At 35.0% G+C, this 22,261-nt stretch carries 22 protein-coding genes; all 22 read left to right on the top strand.

The features are described 5' to 3' along the window. Nucleotides 1–113 precede the first annotated feature (113 nt). Nucleotides 114–944: a helix-turn-helix domain-containing protein gene (locus ACVWNY_RS12985; RefSeq protein WP_218325972.1), complete on the top strand. Its 831-nt coding sequence runs from the start codon at nt 114–116 to the stop codon at nt 942–944. 13 nt (nt 945–957) lie between these two features. After that, complete coding sequence (gene map, locus ACVWNY_RS12980; protein WP_218325971.1) at nt 958–1,707, top strand: type I methionyl aminopeptidase; 750 nt, start codon at nt 958–960, stop codon at nt 1,705–1,707. Nucleotides 1,708–1,788: 81 nt separating this feature from the next. After that, nucleotides 1,789–2,673, top strand: a complete 885-nt coding sequence (locus ACVWNY_RS12975; protein WP_218325970.1) for a glycerophosphodiester phosphodiesterase family protein — start codon at nt 1,789–1,791, stop codon at nt 2,671–2,673. Between the two features lie 293 nt (nt 2,674–2,966). Further along, entirely contained in the window at nt 2,967–5,234 is a 2,268-nt protein-coding gene (locus ACVWNY_RS12970) for an L-type lectin family protein (protein WP_218325969.1), read from the top strand. A 10-nt stretch (nt 5,235–5,244) separates the two neighbouring features. After that, on the top strand, nt 5,245–5,511 hold the full coding sequence (locus ACVWNY_RS12965) for an LPXTG cell wall anchor domain-containing protein (protein ID WP_218325968.1): 267 nt from the start codon (nt 5,245–5,247) through the stop codon (nt 5,509–5,511). Next, the gene (locus ACVWNY_RS12960) at nt 5,498–6,052 is read left to right on the top strand and encodes a hypothetical protein (RefSeq protein ID WP_454072110.1); all 555 of its coding nucleotides are present in this window, start codon (nt 5,498–5,500) and stop codon (nt 6,050–6,052) included. The genes ACVWNY_RS12965 and ACVWNY_RS12960 overlap by 14 nt, the downstream gene beginning before the upstream one ends. Before the next feature lie 13 nt (nt 6,053–6,065). Next, nucleotides 6,066–6,635: a hypothetical protein gene (locus ACVWNY_RS12955; RefSeq protein ID WP_246601457.1), complete on the top strand. Its 570-nt coding sequence runs from the start codon at nt 6,066–6,068 to the stop codon at nt 6,633–6,635. Further along, nucleotides 6,635–7,663: a WxLIP family cell surface protein gene (locus tag ACVWNY_RS12950; protein ID WP_461211737.1), complete on the top strand. Its 1,029-nt coding sequence runs from the start codon at nt 6,635–6,637 to the stop codon at nt 7,661–7,663. Before ACVWNY_RS12955 ends, ACVWNY_RS12950 begins: the two co-directional genes overlap by 1 nt. 188 nt (nt 7,664–7,851) lie before the next feature. Further along, entirely contained in the window at nt 7,852–10,038 is a 2,187-nt protein-coding gene (locus tag ACVWNY_RS12945; protein ID WP_454072108.1) for a heavy metal translocating P-type ATPase, read from the top strand. Nucleotides 10,039–10,161: 123 nt separating this feature from the next. Further along, on the top strand, nt 10,162–10,887 hold the full coding sequence (locus ACVWNY_RS12940; protein ID WP_218325965.1) for a metal ABC transporter ATP-binding protein: 726 nt from the start codon (nt 10,162–10,164) through the stop codon (nt 10,885–10,887). Between the two features lie 10 nt (nt 10,888–10,897). Continuing rightward, entirely contained in the window at nt 10,898–11,740 is an 843-nt protein-coding gene (locus ACVWNY_RS12935; protein ID WP_218325964.1) for a metal ABC transporter permease, read from the top strand. After that, nucleotides 11,737–12,651: an Mn/Fe ABC transporter substrate-binding lipoprotein EfaA gene (efaA, locus tag ACVWNY_RS12930; protein WP_438720500.1), complete on the top strand. Its 915-nt coding sequence runs from the start codon at nt 11,737–11,739 to the stop codon at nt 12,649–12,651. Before ACVWNY_RS12935 ends, efaA begins: the two co-directional genes overlap by 4 nt. Nucleotides 12,652–12,844: 193 nt before the next feature. After that, nucleotides 12,845–13,291, top strand: coding sequence for a PTS sugar transporter subunit IIA (locus ACVWNY_RS12925; RefSeq protein WP_454072107.1), 447 nt, complete (start codon nt 12,845–12,847; stop codon nt 13,289–13,291). A gap of 15 nt (nt 13,292–13,306) precedes the next feature. Continuing rightward, nucleotides 13,307–14,725, top strand: a complete 1,419-nt coding sequence (locus ACVWNY_RS12920) for a PTS fructose transporter subunit IIC (RefSeq protein ID WP_218325961.1) — start codon at nt 13,307–13,309, stop codon at nt 14,723–14,725. Next, the gene (locus ACVWNY_RS12915; protein ID WP_454072106.1) at nt 14,725–15,588 is read left to right on the top strand and encodes a ketose-bisphosphate aldolase; all 864 of its coding nucleotides are present in this window, start codon (nt 14,725–14,727) and stop codon (nt 15,586–15,588) included. Before ACVWNY_RS12920 ends, ACVWNY_RS12915 begins: the two co-directional genes overlap by 1 nt. A 113-nt stretch (nt 15,589–15,701) precedes the next feature. Next, nucleotides 15,702–15,923 carry a hypothetical protein gene (locus ACVWNY_RS12910; RefSeq protein WP_454072356.1) on the top strand — a complete coding sequence of 74 codons (222 nt, stop codon included), beginning with the start codon at nt 15,702–15,704 and terminating at the stop codon, nt 15,921–15,923. Continuing rightward, the gene (locus tag ACVWNY_RS12905; RefSeq protein WP_454072355.1) at nt 15,830–16,543 is read left to right on the top strand and encodes an acyltransferase family protein; all 714 of its coding nucleotides are present in this window, start codon (nt 15,830–15,832) and stop codon (nt 16,541–16,543) included. The genes ACVWNY_RS12910 and ACVWNY_RS12905 overlap by 94 nt, the downstream gene beginning before the upstream one ends. A gap of 64 nt (nt 16,544–16,607) precedes the next feature. Beyond that, the gene (locus ACVWNY_RS12900; RefSeq protein ID WP_461211736.1) at nt 16,608–16,916 is read left to right on the top strand and encodes a hypothetical protein; all 309 of its coding nucleotides are present in this window, start codon (nt 16,608–16,610) and stop codon (nt 16,914–16,916) included. Continuing rightward, nucleotides 16,885–17,640, top strand: coding sequence for a DeoR/GlpR family DNA-binding transcription regulator (locus ACVWNY_RS12895; RefSeq protein WP_218325959.1), 756 nt, complete (start codon nt 16,885–16,887; stop codon nt 17,638–17,640). The genes ACVWNY_RS12900 and ACVWNY_RS12895 overlap by 32 nt, the downstream gene beginning before the upstream one ends. Before the next feature lie 118 nt (nt 17,641–17,758). Then, nucleotides 17,759–19,969, top strand: coding sequence for an alpha-galactosidase (locus ACVWNY_RS12890; RefSeq protein ID WP_454072104.1), 2,211 nt, complete (start codon nt 17,759–17,761; stop codon nt 19,967–19,969). A gap of 2 nt (nt 19,970–19,971) precedes the next feature. Continuing rightward, nucleotides 19,972–21,171 carry an MFS transporter gene (locus tag ACVWNY_RS12885; protein ID WP_454072103.1) on the top strand — a complete coding sequence of 400 codons (1,200 nt, stop codon included), beginning with the start codon at nt 19,972–19,974 and terminating at the stop codon, nt 21,169–21,171. 53 nt (nt 21,172–21,224) lie between these two features. Further along, nucleotides 21,225–22,253 carry a LacI family DNA-binding transcriptional regulator gene (locus ACVWNY_RS12880; protein ID WP_218325956.1) on the top strand — a complete coding sequence of 343 codons (1,029 nt, stop codon included), beginning with the start codon at nt 21,225–21,227 and terminating at the stop codon, nt 22,251–22,253. Nucleotides 22,254–22,261: the final 8 nt, after the last annotated feature.

Raw genomic sequence — 22,261 nt, 5'->3', positions numbered from 1 at the left:
ATGTCACTCCTTCACAATAAAATACCAACTATGCTATTATAACTATATGTTTTTTTTCAATACTATCACTATTTTCTGTATTTTTATCACTATTGTGTAAATGAGGAGATAAAATGAACTTTTTAACAGATATAAATTTTAAAGAGGCGACTCAGCACGTTACTGGAAAATTGCCAGTTGCTATATATCGAAACAAGTTAATAAAAGATCGAGGAGACGGGATTCGTCTTCATTGGCACAAAGAATTTCAACTGGTCTGGGTTTTAGAAGGGAAATTTTCCTATCAAGTTGGTCGTGAAAAGATTTATTTAGACGAAGATAAATTATTGTTTATTAATAGTGGACGGTTACATCAAGCAAAAGTTTTAACTGAGGAAGTCGAGTACATTTGTGTTGACTTTTCCCCGTATTTTTTTAATGATATTTTATATCAAAATTTTTTAAAAGAGCTGATGCAAGAAGAACAGGCTGATTTTCAAGTTGTTTTACGTGATCCTAAATGGGATAAACGCTTAAGGGAACTGCATACAAAACCAGTCGATGAAAATTTCTTATCCTTGACAATTTTTTTGTTAGAATTTATTGAAAAAGTCTTTCAAAAGAAAACGGTGGAAACTAAACAATCGGAGGCCTTTATTTATCCTTTATTAAACTATGTTCATCAGCATTACATAGAAGATATTTCGGTTGATGTGCTGAGCCAGCGAGGGCATATGAATAAAAATAAATGTACGGAATTGTTTAAGTTATACACCGGCTATTCACCGAAAAATTATGTCATTTATTATCGTTTATTTATTGCTAAAGAAAAGTTATTGACCACGAACCAAACAATCTCAGAAATTTGTTATAGTGTAGGCTTCAATCATTTAAGCTATTTTATCGAAGCGTTTAAGAAAAAATATCATTTTACCCCACTACAATTTCGTAAAAATTATCAATAAAGGAGTATCAACAATGATTGCATTAAAATCACCAAGAGAAATTGAACAAATGAAAAAATCTGGAGAAATTCTAGCTAGTATCCATGAAGAATTACGAGAGTTTATTAAACCAGGTATTACCACTAATCAAATCGATCAATTGGTACAAAAGAGAATTGAAGAAAAGGGTGCGGTTGCTGCTCAAATTGGTTTTGAAGGTTATAAATTTGCTACTTGTACAAGTGTCAATGATGAGATCGCTCACGGTTTTCCATCCAATTATCGATTAAAAACTGGCGATATTGTGAGTGTTGATTTTTGTGTTGATTATCGTGGAGCAATTTCTGATAGCTGTTGGACCTATGGAGTCGGAGAGATTTCTGAGCTGCATCAAAAATTAATGACCGTTACTTTAGAAACTTTACGCTTAGGAATTGAACAAGCACAAGTTGGAAATCGTTTAGGAGATATCGGACACGCGATTCAAACTTATGCAGAAGAAAATGGTTTTAGCGTTGTCCGAGATTTTCTGGCTCATGGTATCGGTCCATCAATTCATGAAGAACCGCTTTTTCCTCATTATGGCACTGCTGGAAAAGGAATGCGCCTTAAAGAAGGTATGACAATTACCATTGAACCAATGATTACTACTGGAACATGGGAAATGCAGATGGATGCTAACGGCTGGACTGGACGAACGATTGATGGCAGTTTTTGTGCTCAATATGAACATTCAATCGCGATTACTAAAGATGGTCCAATCATTATGACCCAACAAAAATAATTTTATGAAAATTGACGGCTTCGAGTTAAATCTGTTAAGTTAGTCATTGATGAATAAAACATGATTTGAGGAGGTGGTCGTTTGAAAAAAATCTTATTAAGTGGATTGCTGGTTGTTTTGGCAATTGTAGCTTCTAGTAATGGAACAATCGTTGGCGGAAAAGATCCCAAGAGCATGGTGGTAGAGACTGCAACAGCGACTGCTTACCGAAAATTTGAAGGAAATAAAATGATGCGGCTGGCTTATACTAAAGAAGAACCTGCTAAAAAAAGTGTTCCTACCAGATATGTAAATCATCGTGGAAATACAATGAAGGCACCAGAAAATTCATTACCTGCTTTCAAAAAAGCCAAAGGAACAGCAATTGAAACGGATATTCGTTTAACCGCAGATCGTCAATGGGTAGTTATGCATGACAGTACTATAGATCGTACAACGACAGGTAAAGGTCGTGTAAAAGATTATACAGTTGATCAACTGAAGGATTTTAAAATTAATACAACCATGAATTTTACTAAAAAAGAATTAAAAATTCCTACGTTGGAGGATTTCTTAAAAATCTGTCAACAAACGGGGAAGAGTCCATTTATCGAAATCAAAGATAAATCGGCCTCAGTTGAAGAATTAAATGAAATTATCAATCTACTGAACAAATATGGTTTTGGTACTTCGGCAGTCCGAGTGATTTCTTTTCACTATAAAACTTTGAGAAAAATCAGTAAGTTGAATACTAATTATTCATATTACTTATTAGTTAAGGATATTGATAAAAAAACAATCAAACAAGCAAGAAAACTCGGTGAAAATGCCGGTATTAATACTGATTATCTAAATTTAAATAAGACCAAAGTCAATCAAGCTCATAAAGCAGGTCTTGAAGTTGGCGCATATACTGTTTTAAATAACGATTTTCTTAAAGTAGTCGCATTGAATGTTGATTATATTACCACTGATCAAATGAAATAAAAATCCAAGAAAAATCCACGTAATCTAAAAAAAGATTGCGTGGGTTTTTTTTGACAAAAAATAACTATAAATGATATTTTCGTTCTTTTGTTTATATTTCAAAAATATATTTGTTAATTATATTTAAAATGTGGATTTTTTTTATTTATATAATTAATATGAGAAAGAACGCGCTTTATTTTGGCATAAAATAGTAAACTATGATATTAATGATTTTATTAAAAATATTTCCGTCAAAAGGTTGAATCGTATATTATATACATGTATATAATAAATGAAGGTATATTTAGGAGGTGTTTTTAATAATATGTATTAAGAAGATGATGACGCCCCTTTTATTTATTTTAATGTCTTTTATGTTTTATGGTTCAAAAGTAGAGGCAGCAGGCGAAGGACTAACCTATATTCCAAAAGGTGCAATAACGGTTGGAGACCTTTTTCTACCCACAAACAGTGATGCAGTTGTTACAACAATAAGTAACCCAGATGAAAATAATGGCTTACCTTATTCCCAAATTTCTTTGTCAGGTAGTAATAATTTCACTTCAATATGGTCACAAGAAGACTACCGTTTAAATTTCAATCAATCCTTTGAAGGTAGAGCATATGTGAACTTCGGAACGGCTGATGCTGATGGGTTTGCTTTTGTCATGCAAAATACTGGGTTGAATGCTTTGACTACAGCAGTTCAAAATAGTGACGGACAAAACTTAGGTGTCTATGGATCTACCCATGCTTCAAGAGGTGACTGGGCAGCAAAAATCTATCCTGAAAGTTGGGCAATAAAAAAATCTGTCGCGATTGAATTTGATTTGTACACGAATAAGAAAAATTTACTTGGTACTAATGCAGCTTATGATGAAAATAATCAAACAACTCCTCATTTGGCATACGCATTTCCAGGTAATCGAGATAGTTATAGTCCTTTGGATCCTCCATTATTAGATCCTGATAAATGGTTTCCAATAATCGGTAGCCCTCGTCAAGCAGCCCTTGTTCACAATGGAATAATTCCATTAAACGAAAGTCTTAATGCAACTATTCAAAATGGTACCTGGTATGAATTTCGTTATCGTTTCTTATCGGACTCTAAAGAGTTTCAATATTATTTGAAAAATCCTGCTACCGATCAAGCAACGGCTATTACAACGATTCCATGGGACAAATTATCTACTGAGTTAGATTTAGCTAATAATGACAATAAAGCTTATTGGGGGTTCACTGCAGCGAATGGTTCTGCCAAAGGGGAAACAAAATTTGTCTTTAGCCAAACACCGGTAAATTTAGAAGGTGAGCTGACAAATGGTGTGACTAATTCTCAAGATGATTCCATTACAGTTGAAAAAGAAAATACAACGATGGAAAAATCCGCAACTGTAGATGAAACTTTAACTGTTCATTCGGATTTAAAAATTACAGGAGAATCACCAGTCGAGATACGTTCATGGCAGACAAAATTATTGTCAGAAGGATTGCAGCTTAGCGAGCCAAGTGATATCAGTGAAGTTCATCTAACGACAGAAGAGGGAAAAGTATTTGATGGAGAAGCTACTCTGAATCCTGCTACTGGTGAAGTGTTGGTCCAATTCCCTACTAAGGCTGAGATTGGTTACAATCAGACCGCTAGATTAAGTTACAAGATAAAAACTAAATCCTCATTGGACAAAAATTACTTTGTAGAAATGACGTCTTCGGTTATAGGGGTGGAAAAGGGGAAGGAAGTAGAATTATCTTTTCCTAGTGAACCAACATATTTTTGGATAGAAAAGCCAAATATTCCAACCAAGCTATCTTGGGAAAAAGACCAGATTCTTACAGAGTTAACTGTGGAGAAAGATCCTTCAGAACTTATTTCATCTGAAGGGACTACTAGTATGATGCAAGAATTCTGGTGGCAAGACGATGACAACGGCGATAGTTTAATTTTTTCACTTCGTAAAGCTGGAAATGAGACTATTCTTGATTCAAAAAAATTGATCTCAACTGGTTTAGCCGATTTTCAATCAGATCAAATTCAAATACCTTTAGAACAACTTGGTTACGGAGATAATAATTTTGTTATTTCAATCGAACGAGAAAAAAAGAATCAGGTTACTGGTGAAGTTGAATTGATCAAAGAAAGTGAAGAACTTAAATTACTAATTAATGTAAGCGGAAAAATAGTTTTTGAGAAGGCACCAGATTTATTAAAATGGACCGATCGTACAATTGATAAATCAAAGGGGATATTGCCCAGAGACGCTGATAATTCTATTGACTTAAAGGTATTTGACAGTCGTGAAGGCAATCCAAATTGGTCAATTACAGCAAAAATGGTAGGAGAAAGTCAAAGTTTCAATTTGATTTGGAAAAATGATGCTACCGATGAAGGTACAGATTTAACTAAAGCAATTCAAGTCATGGATAATCATTCTGTTGCAATAAAAGACTTCAGTTATGTCAAATCATGGGATACTTCAAGTGGTGTCTTACTTAAATCTGAAAATTATTTGCCAATCGGAGACTACAGCAATCAAGTAAAAGTGACTTGGCGATTAAATAATACCGCCAGTCCAGATTAGGAGGAGAGGAATGAAATACAAAAATAAAATAACTCTCCTCTTAATTATCATTAGTTGTTTGCCAGGTAAAGTTTTTGCAGAAACAATTCGAACTGATTATGACCAACAGGGAATAACTTTTCGCTTGACGGAAACCAGTGGATTATTATCAAAAGTCCGCATGCTACCCCAAACCAATGAAGGTCAGACCTTTTTACTTTCATTTTTAGGCGCGTGCATCCTCGGATTCTTATTGCTTTTTTTGCTAGTCAGGAGGAAAGCTATTGAGAAAAAATAAACAAGTTTTATTAGTGTTTGGATTACTTTTATTTTCCCATCCTCTGATTACAAATGCCAAAAGTTATGAAGCTGAAAGTCAAATAACTGTCCGAATAGTTGAAAATCCATTGAAGTTGACGGAAGTGAAGGTCCCGACCTTTGAGACGAAAATGATTTCCAGTAATAATCAAAAGGTTCAAGCAACCAATGATTTCATTGTTACTATTAAAGATACGCGGGAAAATCCTCAGACTTCATGGCAAATTAAATATCAATTATCGACTTTTTCTAATGGGAAAGAATATCCAATTAGTCTGCACCTAGGAAAAGGAGAATTAACTTCAGATGGTCAAGCAGAAACAGACTATGAAGCTTATTCAACTGAAATTGCTTCAAATCAAGAAAAAACTATTTTAAAAACGGCGCCAACAGTTTCAAAGAATTACCAGTACCAAATAAAAAAAGAAGACATCTATTTGTCGGTTCCAGCCGATGCACCTGCTGGAGAATACTCTGGAATGCAGACAATTAGTTTAGTCGATACAACTAACCCAGAATAATAGGAGGAAGAATATGAAAAGAATCAAATTAGTAGGAATGTTAGCATTAGGATTATTAGCAGTAAATATCGCGGCAACTAATGTCAATGCTGCTGAAATTAGTGGCGAAGATAAAGAGTCAGATACAAGTGTGAAAATCATTGATAACGAAGATCCAGATGAACGAGTACTTGTTCTAAAAAGTGTACCGTCAAGATATGATTTCGAGTCTACTTTACAAAATGGCACCTATACATTAGAAACAGATTTATCGAACCAAAATATTGTTGTCTTTAATAACCAAGTAAATGGGGACTGGAGTGTAAAAGCATCAGTTGTTGGAAATGAAATCACTAGAGTTTCAGATAGTACACCTTATGAAGTTACATCATTTAAAGTAAATTCTTTTGAAATTGTCGGTACAGGAAGTGATGGTATCGTAGCAAAAGCAGGTGCTCCAGATATTAACAAAGTTGGTGATATTTCAACTAAGGTAACAAAAGTGTCGATCGGTTTTAAAGACTCAGCTAATTCTTTAGTTCCTGACGATGAACTAACTGGGAAAATTAATTACAAATTATTTGATACACCAGATGCTAATTAATGTTGAAGACACAAAGGAAATTTTTAAAAAAGCTTGTGTTAGTTTTTAGTTTGTTATTGGGATTATTTTTACTTGGTGAAGAGGCAGTTTATGCTGAAGGGGATGTAGGTTACGATATCCAAGCAGTACTGCCTGAAAATCAAGTCGATGGGGCGGATTCGTTTTTTAATTTAAGGATGACACCTAGTCAAACGCAAACAATCGAATTTATCATTAACAATACATCCAATCAACCATCAGTTTATCAAATGTCGATTAACCAAGCTTATACAAATAGCCAAGGTTTTATTGATTATGACAAAGATGAAGGCTCCAATGATGCGTCTTTAAAATATCCAATCAATGAGATTGCACAAATAGAAAGTGAAGTCACTGTAGCTGCAAATAGCTCCGTCAGAGTGCCGGTTGAACTGACAATGCCAGCAGAATCATTTGATGGTCAGATTTTAGCTGCGATCGAAGTCATTAAAGACACGAAAAAAAATAGTGGTGGCATAAGCAATAGTTATGGTTACGTATTGGGATTAAAATTAACTGAAACAGACAACGAAGTATCCAGAGATTTAAAATTGTTATCAGTCAAACCAGCTATTTCGTTTCAAAAAACTAGTGTTGTAGCGAATTTGCAAAACCCAACAATGGATGCTTATGGACATTTGAAATATGATGGAAAAGTTTATAATCGAGAAACAGATGAATTAGTCAAGAAAGCTAATTTTGATAATGATATGCAAATGGCGCCTAATTCTACTTATTCTTTTGTGATCGATTGGAAAAATCAACCGCTAGAAGCTGGCGATTACCGACTGGCTTTAAAAGTATCGGATGCTAAAGGAAATGTTTGGAATTTCAAAAAGAATTTTACGATTACTGCCGAAGAAGCAGCAGAGGTCAATACGGTAATCACTAATCAAAATAATCAAAAATTACCTATTTGGTTATATGGATTATTAGGGGTTATCTTAGCCTTATTATTGGTAATCATTGTCTTTTTGTTGTTGAAAAGAAGAAAAAGTGAAGAAGAATAATTAAGAACAGTTAAGCAAAATGCTTAGCTGTTTTTTTGTAATCAATCTTTTTTCATGTTAAATATTGGTAGAATGAAAATTTGAAAACTTCAAGGGATTTCATTTTACAAAAAATTAAGCAAATGATAAGCTTGTTTTGTGTTTACAAATGTAAATGATTTTTAAATCATTGACGGGAGGAAAATGAAATGAGTAAAAATAAAGAAACGGATCATTCCATACCTGAAAAAAATCATATGAAAGATATGAATCACGCAGATCATATGATGCAAGAAAAGAGTGAAATGAGTCATGGAAATCACTCAATCCATAACGATCATGATATGGGTCAGATGAACCATTCGATGCATGGTAATCATGACATGAGTCAAATGGATCACTCAATGCATGGTGATCATGACATGGGTGGCATGGATCATTCAATGCACATGGGAAATTTTAAACAAAAATTTTGGTTGTCCCTTGTGATTGCAATTCCTATTATCTTGATGTCACCAATGATGGGGGTGGACCTTCCTTTTCAATTTACTTTTCCCGGTTCTGACTGGATAGTTTTAATTTTGGCAACAATTTTATTTATCTATGGTGGAGAACCTTTTTTAAGTGGCGCAAAAATGGAATTAAAAATGAAAAGTCCTGCTATGATGACTTTAATTGCTATGGGGATTACGGTTGCGTATATTTATAGTTTATATTCATTTGTCGCAAATACTTTTTTCGGTGGACATGTGATGAATTTCTTTTGGGAATTAGCCACGCTGATTGTAATCATGCTATTAGGTCATTGGATTGAAATGAATGCAGTAATGAGTGCTAGTGATGCTTTACAAAAATTAGCCGAACTTTTACCAGATGAAGTCACTAGAATTACTAAAGACGGCAGTGAAGAAAAAATTTCCTTGCAAAAAGTCAATGAAGGCGATCATTTAATTGTCAAAGCCGGCGATAAGATGCCGACAGACGGTTTGATTGAATCTGGTCAATCAATTGTAGATGAATCAGCTGTAACTGGAGAATCTCGCGGTGTAACTAAAACAGTTGGTGAAAAGGTCATTGGCGGTTCTGTTAATGGAGATGGTACTTTAAAAATTATTGTTACTGGCACAGGCGAAAATGGCTATCTTGCAAAAGTAATGGAGATGGTTAAAAAAGCGCAGGCAGATAAATCTAAATTAGAAGCGATGTCTGACAAAGTTGCAAAATGGTTGTTTTATGTAGCTTTATTTTCTGGGATTATTGCCTTTGTGGTTTGGCTTTTTGTTGCAGATTTACCTGAAGCTTTAGAACGAATGGTGACTGTCTTTATTATTGCTTGTCCTCATGCTTTAGGATTGGCAGTTCCATTAGTGATTGCACGCTCTACTTCGATTGCTGCTAAAAATGGCTTATTGCTAAAAAATCGCAATGCTTTAGAAAATGCCCATGATTTGAATATGATTTTGCTAGATAAGACAGGGACTTTAACTCAAGGGACTTTTGCTGTTACTGGTGTAGAAGTTTTAGCTGAACAATTTTCAAAAGAAGAAGTATTACAATATATTGGTGCTTTAGAAGCATCAGCTAACCATCCAATTGCCAATGGGATTATGAAGTACTTAAATACTGAAAATATCACACCAATGACTGCAGAAAATGTAATAAATATTTCTGGCGTTGGCTTGTCAGGTGAAGTTGCAAGTAAAACCGTTCAGATTGTTAACGCAAAAAAATTGGAAGAATTAAATTTACAATTGCCAACTGAAAAAATTCAAGCCTATCAAGAGCAAGGAAATACCATTAGTTATTTGTTAATTGACAATCAATTAGTTGGTTTAATTGCTTTAGGTGATAAGATCAAACCTGAGGCTAAAGAATTTATTTCAGCATTGCTGAATCGTGGGATTGAACCTGTGATGTTAACTGGTGATAATCAAGAAGCGGCTGCTAGTGTGGCTGAATATTTAGAAATGAAAAAATTCTATGCAGGCTTATTACCAGATGGAAAAGAAAAAATTGTCGCGCAATTAGTCAATGAAGGCAATCGAGTAGCGATGGTAGGTGATGGTATCAATGATGCTCCAAGTTTAGCACGAGCAACGATTGGGATAGCGATTGGTGCTGGAACAGATGTAGCCATTGACTCAGCCGACGTCGTATTAACCAACAGTAATCCTCAAGATATTTTACATTTTCTTGATTTAGCGAAACAAACCCGTCGTAAAATGATTCAGAATTTATGGTGGGGAGCTGGCTACAATATTATTGCGATTCCTTTAGCAGCAGGTATTTTGGCACCAATTGGTATTTTACTAGATCCGGCTGTGGGCGCTATTTTGATGAGTATGAGTACGGTCATTGTGGCCTTAAATGCTTTAACTTTAAAAATAAATAAATAACTAATTTTACTGGAGTTTTTTGCTCCAGTTTTTTTATTCCAAAAATAAAGGCTTGCCTAATTTTTTGTTATAAGTTATCCTAAATACAATAAGTTAGGTTAGCCTAAAAAAAGAGGTGGAGTAATGGAAAGTTTAGAAATTGAAAATATGTCGGTCAGTTATCAAGGAAAATCCGTTTTGTCACAATTATCTTTAACCATCCCTAGTAAAAAAATGGTGGGTATTATCGGTCCTAATGGTGCTGGCAAATCAAGTTTATTAAAAGGAATATTGGGTCTAGTTCCAACAAAAACAGGGAGAATTTTCTATAAAGGTGAAGTTGTTAGTAAACAGAAAAATCTAATTGCTTACGTGGAACAACGACAAGAAATTGATTTAACTTTTCCCATTGATGTATTTAATGTTGTGCTATTAGGAACCTATCCGCAATTGAATTTTTTTAAACGTCCAGGTAAGCGTCAAAAAGAAATTACTTGGCAAGCCTTAGAAAAAGTGGATTTGACTGCCTTTGCCAAACGTCAAATTAGTGAACTCTCTGGTGGACAACTGCAACGGGTTTTTATTGCTAGAGCTCTGGCACAACAAGCACCGTGGTTATTATTAGATGAACCATTTGCAGGAATTGATGCTGCCAGTGAAAAAATTATTGTGGAATTACTAAAAAAACTACGTGATGAAGGAAAATCAATCGTGATTGTCCATCATGATCTTCATAAGATCCGCGATTATTTTGATGAAGTAATCTTACTGAATCATGGTGTCGTGGCAGCAGGAGGAATTGAACAAGTTTATACCAGTGAAAATATGGTAAAAGCATATGGAGATGCGTTAATTAATTTTAATCTATAGGAGGGAAAAGATGACTCAGTTTATAGCAGATATTTTTCAGTATCAATTTTTACAACATGCTTTAATCACTTCGGTGATGGTGGGGATTTCAGCAGGCGTGATTGGCTCATTCGTGATTTTGAGAGGCATTTCTTTGATGGGTGATGCGATTTCTCATGCTGTTTTGCCTGGAGTGGCGATTTCTTATATGTTAGGTGGCAGTTATATCTTTGGCGCTAGTTTATTTGGTTTATTAGCGGCAGGATTGATTGGTTTTTTAACCAAACATTCTCGTTTAAAAAATGATACCGTAATCGGCATTGTTTTTAGCACTTTCTTTGCTTTAGGTATTGTTTTAATTTCATTTGCTCGTAGTGCGACGGATTTGTACCATATTTTATTTGGAAATGTACTGGCAGTGCGTAATTCAGATATGTATTTAACAGCAGGTGTGATGATAGTTGTTATTTTAGCGGTGACTATTTTTTATAAACAACTAAAATTAACTTCTTTTGCTCCTGTGATGGCGCAATCATATGGTTGGAAAGTTGGTTTGATTAATTATGGTGTGATGTTTTTACTGACCTTGGTAGCGGTGACTTCATTACAAACAGTAGGAACAATTTTAGTGATTGCTATGCTGATTACACCTGCTGCGACTGCTTATCTTTTAACTAATAATTTAGTGAAAATGATTTGTCTATCGGCGTCATTTGGTGTTGTTGGAGCATTTATTGGCTTGTTTTTTAGTTATTATTATAATTTACCTTCAGGAGCAACTATTGTCATGGCCTGCGCGGTATTTTTCGTGATTGCTTTTGTTTTTGCACCAGAAAAAGGATTAATTAGACAATTTAGGAGAGTGGCTGAATGAAAAAAATAGTTTTGGTATTATTAGGAATTGCTGCATTAGGAATTTTTGCCGGTTGTAATAATCAGTCAGCAGAAGAGGATGGAAAACTAAAAGTCGTAGCAACAAATTCAATTATTGCAGATATGGTTCAAAATGTTGGTGGAGATAAAATTACGCTCCATAGCATTGTTCCTGTAGGGACAGATCCTCATGAATACGAACCTTTGCCGGAAGATACAAAGAAAGCAAGTGACGCCGACGTTATTTTTTTCAATGGTTTAAACTTGGAAACTGGTAACGGCTGGTTTGAAAAATTGATGGATACGGCAGAAAAAAAGGAAGATAAAGATTTCTTTGCAGTTAGTCAAGAGGTCACACCCCTATATTTAACAACAAATAATAAGCAACAAGATCCCCATGCTTGGTTATCACTAGAAAATGGCGTGCTATATGTACAGTCAATTGAAAAAATATTGAGTCAAAAAGATAGTGAAAATAAAGAATACTATCAAGAACGTGCCAATAAATACATTGAAAAGTTGAGAGAGCTTGATAATACTGCAAAAAATGAATTTTCTGATATTCCTGAAGAAAAGAAATTATTAGTTACCAGCGAAGGCGCATTTAAATATTTCTCTCAGGCTTATGGATTAAAAGCGGGCTATATTTGGGAGATCAATACTGAAAATCAAGGAACACCTGAACAAATCAAACAGATTGTCGAAATAATTAAAGCAAGTCAAGTGCCGGTTTTATTTGTAGAAACCAGTGTTGATGCTCGTAGCATGGAAAAATTATCGAAAGAAGTCGACTTGCCAATTTACAGTAATTTGTTTACCGATTCGATTGCTGAAAAGGGAGAAGACGGTGACAGCTACTACGACATGATGAAATGGAATTTGGAAAAGATTCACGAAGGATTAAATCAATAAAAGATCAAAAAAACTTTCAGCTAGTCCGCTGGAAGTTTTTTTGCGCTATTTAGCTCAAAGAAATGAACTAATTCAATCTCAAACCCATGATAAAGGAATAATTAGCTCATATCGTTGAACGGTTTAGCTAGTTCTGCTATATTCATGTCATAGCAAGTGAGCGCTTACTTACGACTGCAAGAAGGGGATTTATATGAATATTACTGATTTAATGTTACCTGAACTTATAATTTTTGATGACTCAATTCGATCAAAAGAAGCACTATTTAATTTAATCGGTGAATCTTTTCATTCAGCTGGAAGAGCAACAAATAGTAAGAAATTAATCAAGGATTTATTTAAACGAGAAAATGAAACTTCAACGGGAATTGAAGCAGGCTTTGGTATTCCCCATGCAAAAAGTAAACATGTAACTGAACCAAGTATTTTATTTGCTCATGTTGGTCAAATAAATGATTATCAAGGATTAGATGGTCAACCGATTGAATGCGTTTTTTCAATCATTGTCCCAAAAAAATCAAGTGATGTTCATTTACAGATTTTGAGTTCGTTGTCACGGAAATTAATGGATGAAGATTTTAGAAATCAATTGAAAAATGCGACTACCAGAGAAGAGATTTTAGCAATTATGCACACATAATAAGGAGGAACTATTATGAAAATTGTCGGTGTAACAGCTTGTCCAACGGGGATTGCACATACTTACATGTCGGCTGAAAAACTTGAGAAAACCGCTCAAGCGCAAGGCGACCAAGCGAAATTTGAAACACAAGGTGCCAAAGTCGAAAATATCTTATCGCAAAAAGAAGTAGATGAAGCGGATGTAATTATTTTAGCGATTGATAAAGATATTGATATGGGACGTTTTGCTGGAAGAAAAATTAAGCGAGTATCCACCGCTGCAGCAATTAAAGATGCAGAAAAAATTATTGATGAAGCAAAAAATGGTGTCGGCCTAACAACTGTTTCTGCTAACAGAGAAACACAAGGTGATGGCGGGAAAAAAGCTGGAATTTATAATCACTTCATGAATGGTGTCAATATGATGCTACCGTTTGTAATTGCCGGCGGGATTATTATTGCCATGAGTTTTGCTTTTGGTATAAACGCTTCAAATCCAGAAAGTGCTGATTACAATGTTTTAGCTGCTGCCTTGAGTCAAATTGGTGGTGATGTTGCCTTTGCAATGATGGTGCCTGCTTTAGGTGCGGGGATTGCCATGTCAATGGCTGGTAAAGCTGGATTTGCTCCTGGTTTAGTTGCTGGATTAATCGCTTCAACTGGTGGCTCTGGTTTCTTAGGTGGCATGGTTGGCGGTTTATTAGCAGGTTATGTGACGAATATTTTTGCTAATAAAATTAATGTCAACAAAACTTTTGCTGCGATGTATCAATTGATTGTAGTGCCATTGATTTCTATTCTAATCATTGGTTTATTGATGGTTTTTTGTATCGACAAACCAATTGCTTGGGTATTAGATGCTTTAACGGGTTGGTTAAATGGATTAGGGAATACATCAGGATTAGTCTTCGGTCTATTAATCGGTGTTATGATGGCAGCCGATATGGGTGGACCTATTAATAAATCAATTTCTACATTTAGTATCGGATTAATGTCTGCAGGAGTGAATGCTCCAATTGCTGCTTGTATGGCTGCTGGGATGACACCTCCTTTAGGAATTGCGTTAGCAACTGTCTTGTTCAAAAAGAAATTTACCAAAGAAGAGCGAACTTCTGGTCAATCTTGCTGGATTTTAGGGGCCTCTTATATTACGGAAGGTGCAATTCCTTTCGCAGTGTCTGATCCAATCAGAATCATTCCGAGTTTGATGTTGGGTTCAGCAACGGCTGCTGGCATTTCAATGGCTGCTGGTGTGACTTCAATGGCGCCACATGGCGGAATTTGGGTAATGTTGATTCCAAATGTTATTAGTAGTTTACCAATGTATGCTTTAGCTTTAGTAGCGGGGACAGTAGTAACTGCACTAGCTATTGGATTTTTAAAGAAACCGGTAGTTGAAGAAGAACCAACTGAAATTGTAGTAAACCAATTAAATGAAGAGGTGGAAGTATAATGTTATACACAATGAAAGATTTATTGAAAGTTGCTAAGGAAAACAAATTTGCGGTACCAGCTTTTAATATTTGTAGTTACGACATGTTAAAAGCTATTATGGAAGAAGTGGAAGCTCAAAATTCTCCAGTTATTATTGAAATTCATCCCGATGAAATTGCTTATTTAAATGATGAATTTGTCGCATCTGTTAGAGCTTATGCTCATAATAGTAAAGTACCTGTGGTTATTCATATGGATCATGGCGGTTCAATCTATGATGTGATGCGTGCCATCCGCAACGGTTATACTTCAGTCATGATCGATGCGTCAACAGCGTCTTATGAAGACAATAAAGTTTTAACAAAACAAGTCGTTGAATTAGCTCATAAAGTAAATGTTTCAGTAGAAGCAGAATTGGGAACAATTGGTGACAATGGTTCCGCAGAAGGTGGATCAGCGAATATTATCTTTACCGATCCAGCTCAAGCGGTAGATTTTGTTGAAGAAACGGGTATTGATACTTTAGCTGTCGCGATTGGAACAGCTCATGGCTTATATCCAAAAGATAAAAAACCTGAACTAAACATCGAGTTGTTAAAAGAATTAAATCAAAAAATTGATATTCCATTTGTTTTACATGGTGGCTCAGGGAATCCAGACAACGAAGTCAGTGAAGCCGTCAAATATGGAGTTGCAAAAGTTAATTTGAGTTCTGATTTAAAAAGTGTTTTCTTTGCAGAAATCCATAAAATGTTGAATGAAAATCCTGGTATGTTCGAACCAAATCAAGTTTACATTTCGCCAAATGAAAAAGTTAAAGAAGTGGTACGCCACAAGCTAGGTGTTCTAAACACTTTAGGCAAAGCAGAGTTGTATAAATAAAGCATGAGCGCTGAAATCTAAAAATTTCAGCGCTTTTTAGACTTAAGTATGATATTTAATTATAAAATTTAATGCTAAAATTGAAGGAAGATGAGCTGGAAAGAGTGATTTAATTGGAAAATAAAATAAACGGAAAAATGCTAGATTCAGTAAAATACATAGCGGCAATTTTAGTGATTTGTGTGCATTGTCAACCAATCAGTGGCTTGCCAGAAGTCAATTATTTTGTCAAAAATATTCTGTGTCGCTGGGCGGTACCGTTTTTTTCATCAGTAGTGCTTATTTTGTCAGACGAGGAATGGACAACAATGGGAACTATTTACCAGTTTATTTAAAACGATTAACTCAATCTTATCTTTGGTGGAGTGTGATCTTTATTCCGATTGGCTTTGATTGGCTTCATCAAAATCTGACCTTATCAAAAGAGTTGTTACCATTGGCTTTGATTTTTGGCTTAATTCATGTTGGAACTTATTATCACTTATGGTATATTCCGGCCTTAATCTTATCTTTATTTATCGCTACTAAATTTTTAAAACACTTCTCGTATAAATTACTGTTGATTATAGCCACATTTTTATATAGTTTTGGTAGCATCGAAACATACTACGGTCTGATACCAAATGGTTGGTTAAAAGAACTATTTGATATTGTTATCCAAATATTTTTTACCACCAGAAGTGGTTTATTATTTGGGTTGATCTTTGTAGGTATCGGATTTTTTATTTATGACTACCAGGAAAAATTACTTTTAAGATATCGACAAATATTTTTTTTGACAGGCTTATTTTTTGCTATGATGGTATTAGAAGGAATTCTCTTATATTCTGTTGATAAATTAGATATGAACTTTTTATTCATGCTAATTCCTTTCAGTTTTTGTCTGTTTATCAGTTTATTGTTTTTTCCAAAGCAGCTATCATTTGACACGGGGAAAATGATAACTATTATCTAAATACTATTATTTTGTTCATCCTATATGTATTGTAATAGTTGAGGAAGCTGCAAAAGCATTTCAAATGAGCTGGTTGAATCAAGGAATAATCAGTTTTTGCTTGATTTTTCTATTCACTCATTTGATTTGTTTAATGGTTATCTATATTAAGCAACAAAACTTACGAAAAAAATACATTGGTGGGGCAATGTTTTTTGGGATGTTAGCTACTTTAGCTTTAGCTGGAACGATTTATCAATTCAAGCCAGTTGAGGTTTTGCTTAAATTTGAACTAGTTCCATGTTTATGGCTAACTACGTCAATGCTTGGTTATTTTATATTAACAAAGGGAGTTGGAACAAATGATGAATCCACTGGAGTCGCGGCAAAATGAGATTATAAATTTTTTGAAAATCAATCAATTTGCCAGCATCCATGAACTAAAAGAGTTGGTGAATTACAGTGAAGCGACGATTAAACGTGATTTAGTTGATTTAGAAAATGATGGCTTAATCCGACGAACCCGTGGCGGCGCAATGATTATTGATAATGAAAAGATCGATGTGCCTTATTTGATGAAAATCGCCCAACTAGATGAAGATAAAAATAAAAAGTATGTAGCAGAATTGGCGGAAGGTTTAATAAAAGATGATATGATTTTGTTTATTGATTCTTCAACAACTTGTCTCCATCTTGTCAATTTATTGGCTAAATTTGATGGATTACGTATTATTACCAATGGTTTATTAACAGCGGTGATGCTCAGTGAATTTACCAATGCGCAAATTTCTGTTTTAGGTGGTTCAATTGTCCCTAAAAGAGCAACGATTAATGGCTCCAAGGCGTTTGCTGATGTTTTAAATTATAATGTCGACATTGCTTTTGTTAGTTGTCGTGGTTTTTCGCTAGATTATGGTGCGACGGAAACTAGTGAAGGCGAGGCCTTGATTAAAAAAGCCTTTCGAAAGCAAGCACAAAAAGTTGCAGTTCTAGTTACTCACGATAAATTTGATAGTAAGTACATGTATCAATCAATGGATTTAAGTGAGATTGATTATTTGATTAGTGATAAAGAAATTCCTGATTTACACCCTAAAAAGATAGAAACCATCTATTAATTCTTCAACTGCTAAAATTATTTAGCAGTTTTTTTGATTTTTCTCTTGACAAAAGTGTTTAGTAAACATTATAAGGTAAACAATTACTAAAATAAAAATGTTTACTAGGAGGAAGACAATGAATCACAATTTAATTACTTTTGACCAAGAACAGGGTATTTTCCATTTAAAGAACAATGAAATCTCTTACATTATGAAGCTTGAAGATGAAGGTGTGTTGGCACATATTTATTTTGGAAAAAAAGTCAATCAATACCATGACCATAAAAATTATCCTAGAAGAGATCGGGGTTTTTCTGGTAATGTACCGGGACAAGAAGAAAGGGCTTACTCAAAAGATACTTTACCGCAAGAATTTTCTAGTCATGGTTCGATGGATTATCGCATCCCAGCAAGTATTATTCAGCGACAAAATGGTGCAAACTTAACTGATTTACGCTATCATTCGTATAAGATTTCCGCTGGAAAACCAGTATTAGCGGGGCTACCTGCAGCGTATGTCGTCGAAGAAAATGAAGCGAGTACTTTAACTATTACTTTAAAGGATCGCTTTGAAGAAATTTATCTGGATTTGTTTTACACCATATATAACGAACGTAATGTTATTGCCCGTTCAGTAAAAGTCCGGAACTTGACGAACCAAACACTTTCGATTGAAAAAATCGCATCTATGCAATTGGATTTAACCAATTCAGGGAAATATCAAGATGTTTTATCTTTACCAGGAGCCCATGTGCAAGAACGTCAAGTTAATCGCGAGAAATTATCTGCTGGCATTAAAAGATTCGAAAGTCGGCGAGGCGCAACAAGTCATCATATGAATAGTTTTATCGCTTTAATGGAGGAAGATGCTAATGAATTTAATGGTGAAGTAATTGGTGTTCACTTAGTTTATTCAGGTAATCATTCATTTGAATTAGAAGTCGATCAGATTAACCAATTACGCTTAGTTGTTGGTATAAATGAGTATAATTTTTCTTGGGAATTGAAAACACAACAGGAGTTTCAAACACCTGAAGTATTATTAGCCTATTCTGATAGCGGTTTAAATAAAATGAGTGATACTTTCCATCATTTGTTAAGAGAAAGAGTAGCTCGAGGAGCGCATCAATATGCGGAACGGCCAATTTTAGTGAATAACTGGGAAGCAACTTATTTTGATTTTACTAATGAAAAAATTGAAGCAATTGTAGATGAGGCAGCTGATTTAGGAATAGAAATGTTTGTATTAGATGATGGTTGGTTTGGGCATCGAAACAACGACGATTCTTCTTTAGGAGATTGGTTTGAATTTGAAGGGAAATTGGCTAAAGGATTGAAAGCAGTAGCTGATTATGTTCATGCTAAAAAGTTGAAATTCGGTTTATGGTTTGAGCCAGAAATGATCTCGATTGATTCTAAATTATATGAGGAACATCCTGATTATTTGATGCAAGTACCTGGACGGACACCATCTGGTTCGCGGGATCAGCATTTGTTGGATATGGGGCGCAAAGAAGTGCGTGAAAATATTCAAAAACAAATGGAAGCGATCCTAAATACGATTGAAATTGATTATATTAAATGGGATATGAATCGAAGTATGTCTGATACTTATTCGGTCGCTTTAGAAAGTCACCAACAGGGTGAAACAGCTCACCGTTATATTTTAGGGGTTTATGAGTTGATGGAAAACCTAACGGAAAAATATCCTAAAATCTTGTGGGAAGGTTGTTCTGGTGGTGGCGGACGTTTTGATGCCGGTTTCTTATATTATATGCCGCAATCTTGGGCTAGCGATAACACAGATGCGATTGAACGCTTAAAAATTCAATATGGCACAAGTATTGCCTATCCAACGTCCGCGATTACGGCCCATGTTTCTGCTGTACCAAATCATCAAACTGGTCGTGTGACCTCTTTGAAAACCCGCGGGGATGTAGCCATGTCTGGCGTTTTAGGCTATGAATTAGATTTAACGATGTTAAGTGAAGCAGAAAAAGATGAAATTACGCAGCAAATTAAAGTGTATCAAGATTTACGTCCATTAGTACAATACGGCAACTTCATCCGTTTGATTAGTCCTTTTGAAGGCAATACGACAGCTTGGTTATTTGTGGCTGAAGATCAATCAGAAGCTCTTTTATTTATGGCTCGTACTTTAGCAAGCGCGCAGCCAGTATTTAATGAGGTACGATTGAAAGGTTTAGCAGAGGGCTTTTTATACGAGGACCAAGCGACTGGAGAAATTTATTCTGGATCTGAGCTAAATCAGATCGGTGTCTATTTCCCTGACTTTTACGGCGACTTCCAAACGAAACTGATTCACTTTAAGAAAAGAGGAAACTAAAAATGGAAAAACGAAATTCGGTTATTACTCAAGCAGCGATTTTGTCCCTTTCGATTTTATTGACGAGTGCAACTGCCATTAACGGTGCTTTACCACAAATGCGCAATAGTTTAAATATGACAACTACTCAAGGAGAGCTGGTGGCAACTGTGCCAGCCTTGGCGGTCGTAATTTTCGTAATCCTTTCTAATCTAATTGCTAAAAAAATCGGGATTAAAAAGACTGTTCAAATTGGTTTGCTTTTTGTGGGATTCGGCGGGATTGCACCAATTTTTCTAACCAGTTACCCTATGATTATCGTTAGTCGCTTCATTTTAGGTGCAGGATTTGGTTTGTTTAATTCTTTGGCAGTTTCAATTATTAATTTGTTGTATAGAGATGAAGTGAATCGTCGGGCGACTTTGCTAGGATTTAGAGGCGCAGCTGAAAACATCGGGAGTGCGGTTATGACGATTGCTGCAGGTATTTTGCTAAGTGTCAGTTGGAAATTTTCTTTCGGTGTTTATGCGATTGCTTTTCCAATCTTTATTTTATTCACCATGTTTGTTCCAGAAATTGATGAAAAAGATCATGAAAAAAGTAGTGATCAAGGACAATCTCACGAAAAAATTCAATTACCAGTCTTTTTATTAGCGCTGTTTGCTTTATTTTTAGTGATGACCTTTATTGCAATTGGCGTTCGTTTTCCAGCAATGGTGACTTCGATGCGAGGAGAGGACTACAATGCCTCTAACTTTTTAGCGGTGATGCCGATTATTGGGATTGTTACCGGTACATTTTTCGGGCGCATCAATCAAATTTTAGGAGAAAAGTGTCTGCATTTAGGCTTGATTTTATTAGCAATTGCGACTTTATTAATTGGCTTATCCAATGGTAATTTTGCTCTATTATTAGTTGGGTACTTTATTAGTGGGATTCCTGGAAGTTTGATTTTTCCATTTATTTATAACTCATTAAACAGTTATGCTCCTGCTAGCAAAATGAATATTGCCACTTCGATTATTTTAATCGGTTGTAACTTAGGAAATTTCTTAGCACCATTTGGTTTGAGTATTTTACAAAAGGTTACTGGATCAGAAAGTATTTTTGCTCCATTTATCGCGTTGTTTTTCATTATTATTGGGATATTGATTGCTTTTATCGTGAGAGATATGGGTTTTTTTCAAAAAAACCAACTAACTAAAACCGTGAAGTCTAAATAACTTTGCGATCATCTGTGGTAAAATTTAGTTATCAAACAGGTGAGGTGGAAAAAATGGTTGGTATCCGTGATGTTGCTCGAAAGGCAAATGTTAGTCCCGGTACAGTATCTCGTTTTTTAAATCAAGATCAAACATTATCAATTTCTGATGAGACGAAGACTCGGATTTTATCCGCAGTGAAAGATTTAAATTACGATATTAGTAAACGTAAATATGAAAAGAAAAAGTTGCCATCTCTCGGTTTAATTTCCACTATTGATCGAAAAAAAGAACTAGATGACCCTTATTTCAGTCAATTACGGGCAGGAATCAAAGAAGAAGCGCGTCGACTACACTTAGGTATGAATCGAACTTATTATTTAGCTGAGGACGACCCGCAAGAATGGAAAGACTTTGATCATTTAGGTGGCATTATTATTATTGGTTCGGTCCAAGAAAAATCAATTCAAAAGTTAATGTCACAAAATAAAAATATTGTCGTGGTGGATAATCCTGACATTCAAGCCGATGTGGATTTAGTTTATGCTGACTTTGAACGAATGACACAAAAAATTTTATCACTATTAATTGCCGCAGGTCATAAAAAAATTGCTTATATCGGCGGTTACAATATTGATATGAATGAATTTGGGGAAAAAGAATATAACGAAAATGAAAAAAGATTACGGGTGTATAAACAGTTTATGTACGAACAAGGGTTAAAGCAAAATATTGATTACAAATTAGGATTATGGGAACCTTTGGAAGGTAAACGAATGATGGATGAGCTATTATCAGAAAATGGCGAGAATCTTCCGACTGCAATTTTAGTTGGAAGTGATCCACTATCAGTGGGTGTCTACCGTAGCTTGCAGTCAGCTGGGAAAAAAATCGGTGAAGATATCGTCATTGTTAGTTTTGACAATATTGAAATCGCTGAATATTTAACACCTAATCTGACAACCGTCAATATTAATAGTCGAGAAATCGGAAAAGCTGCCGTTCGTTTGGCCAAAGAAAAAATTAATCAAGAAAGAAGCGAAAATGTTGTACTAACTTTTCCTTCAAAATTAATCGAACGTGAAAGTTTCCGTTTTAGCTAAAGGAGTTT

The organism is Enterococcus sp. JNUCC 77 (genome assembly GCF_054819945.1).
The sequence above is the reverse complement of the archived record's forward strand: the minus strand, read 5'-3'. Positions and strand labels throughout refer to the sequence as shown.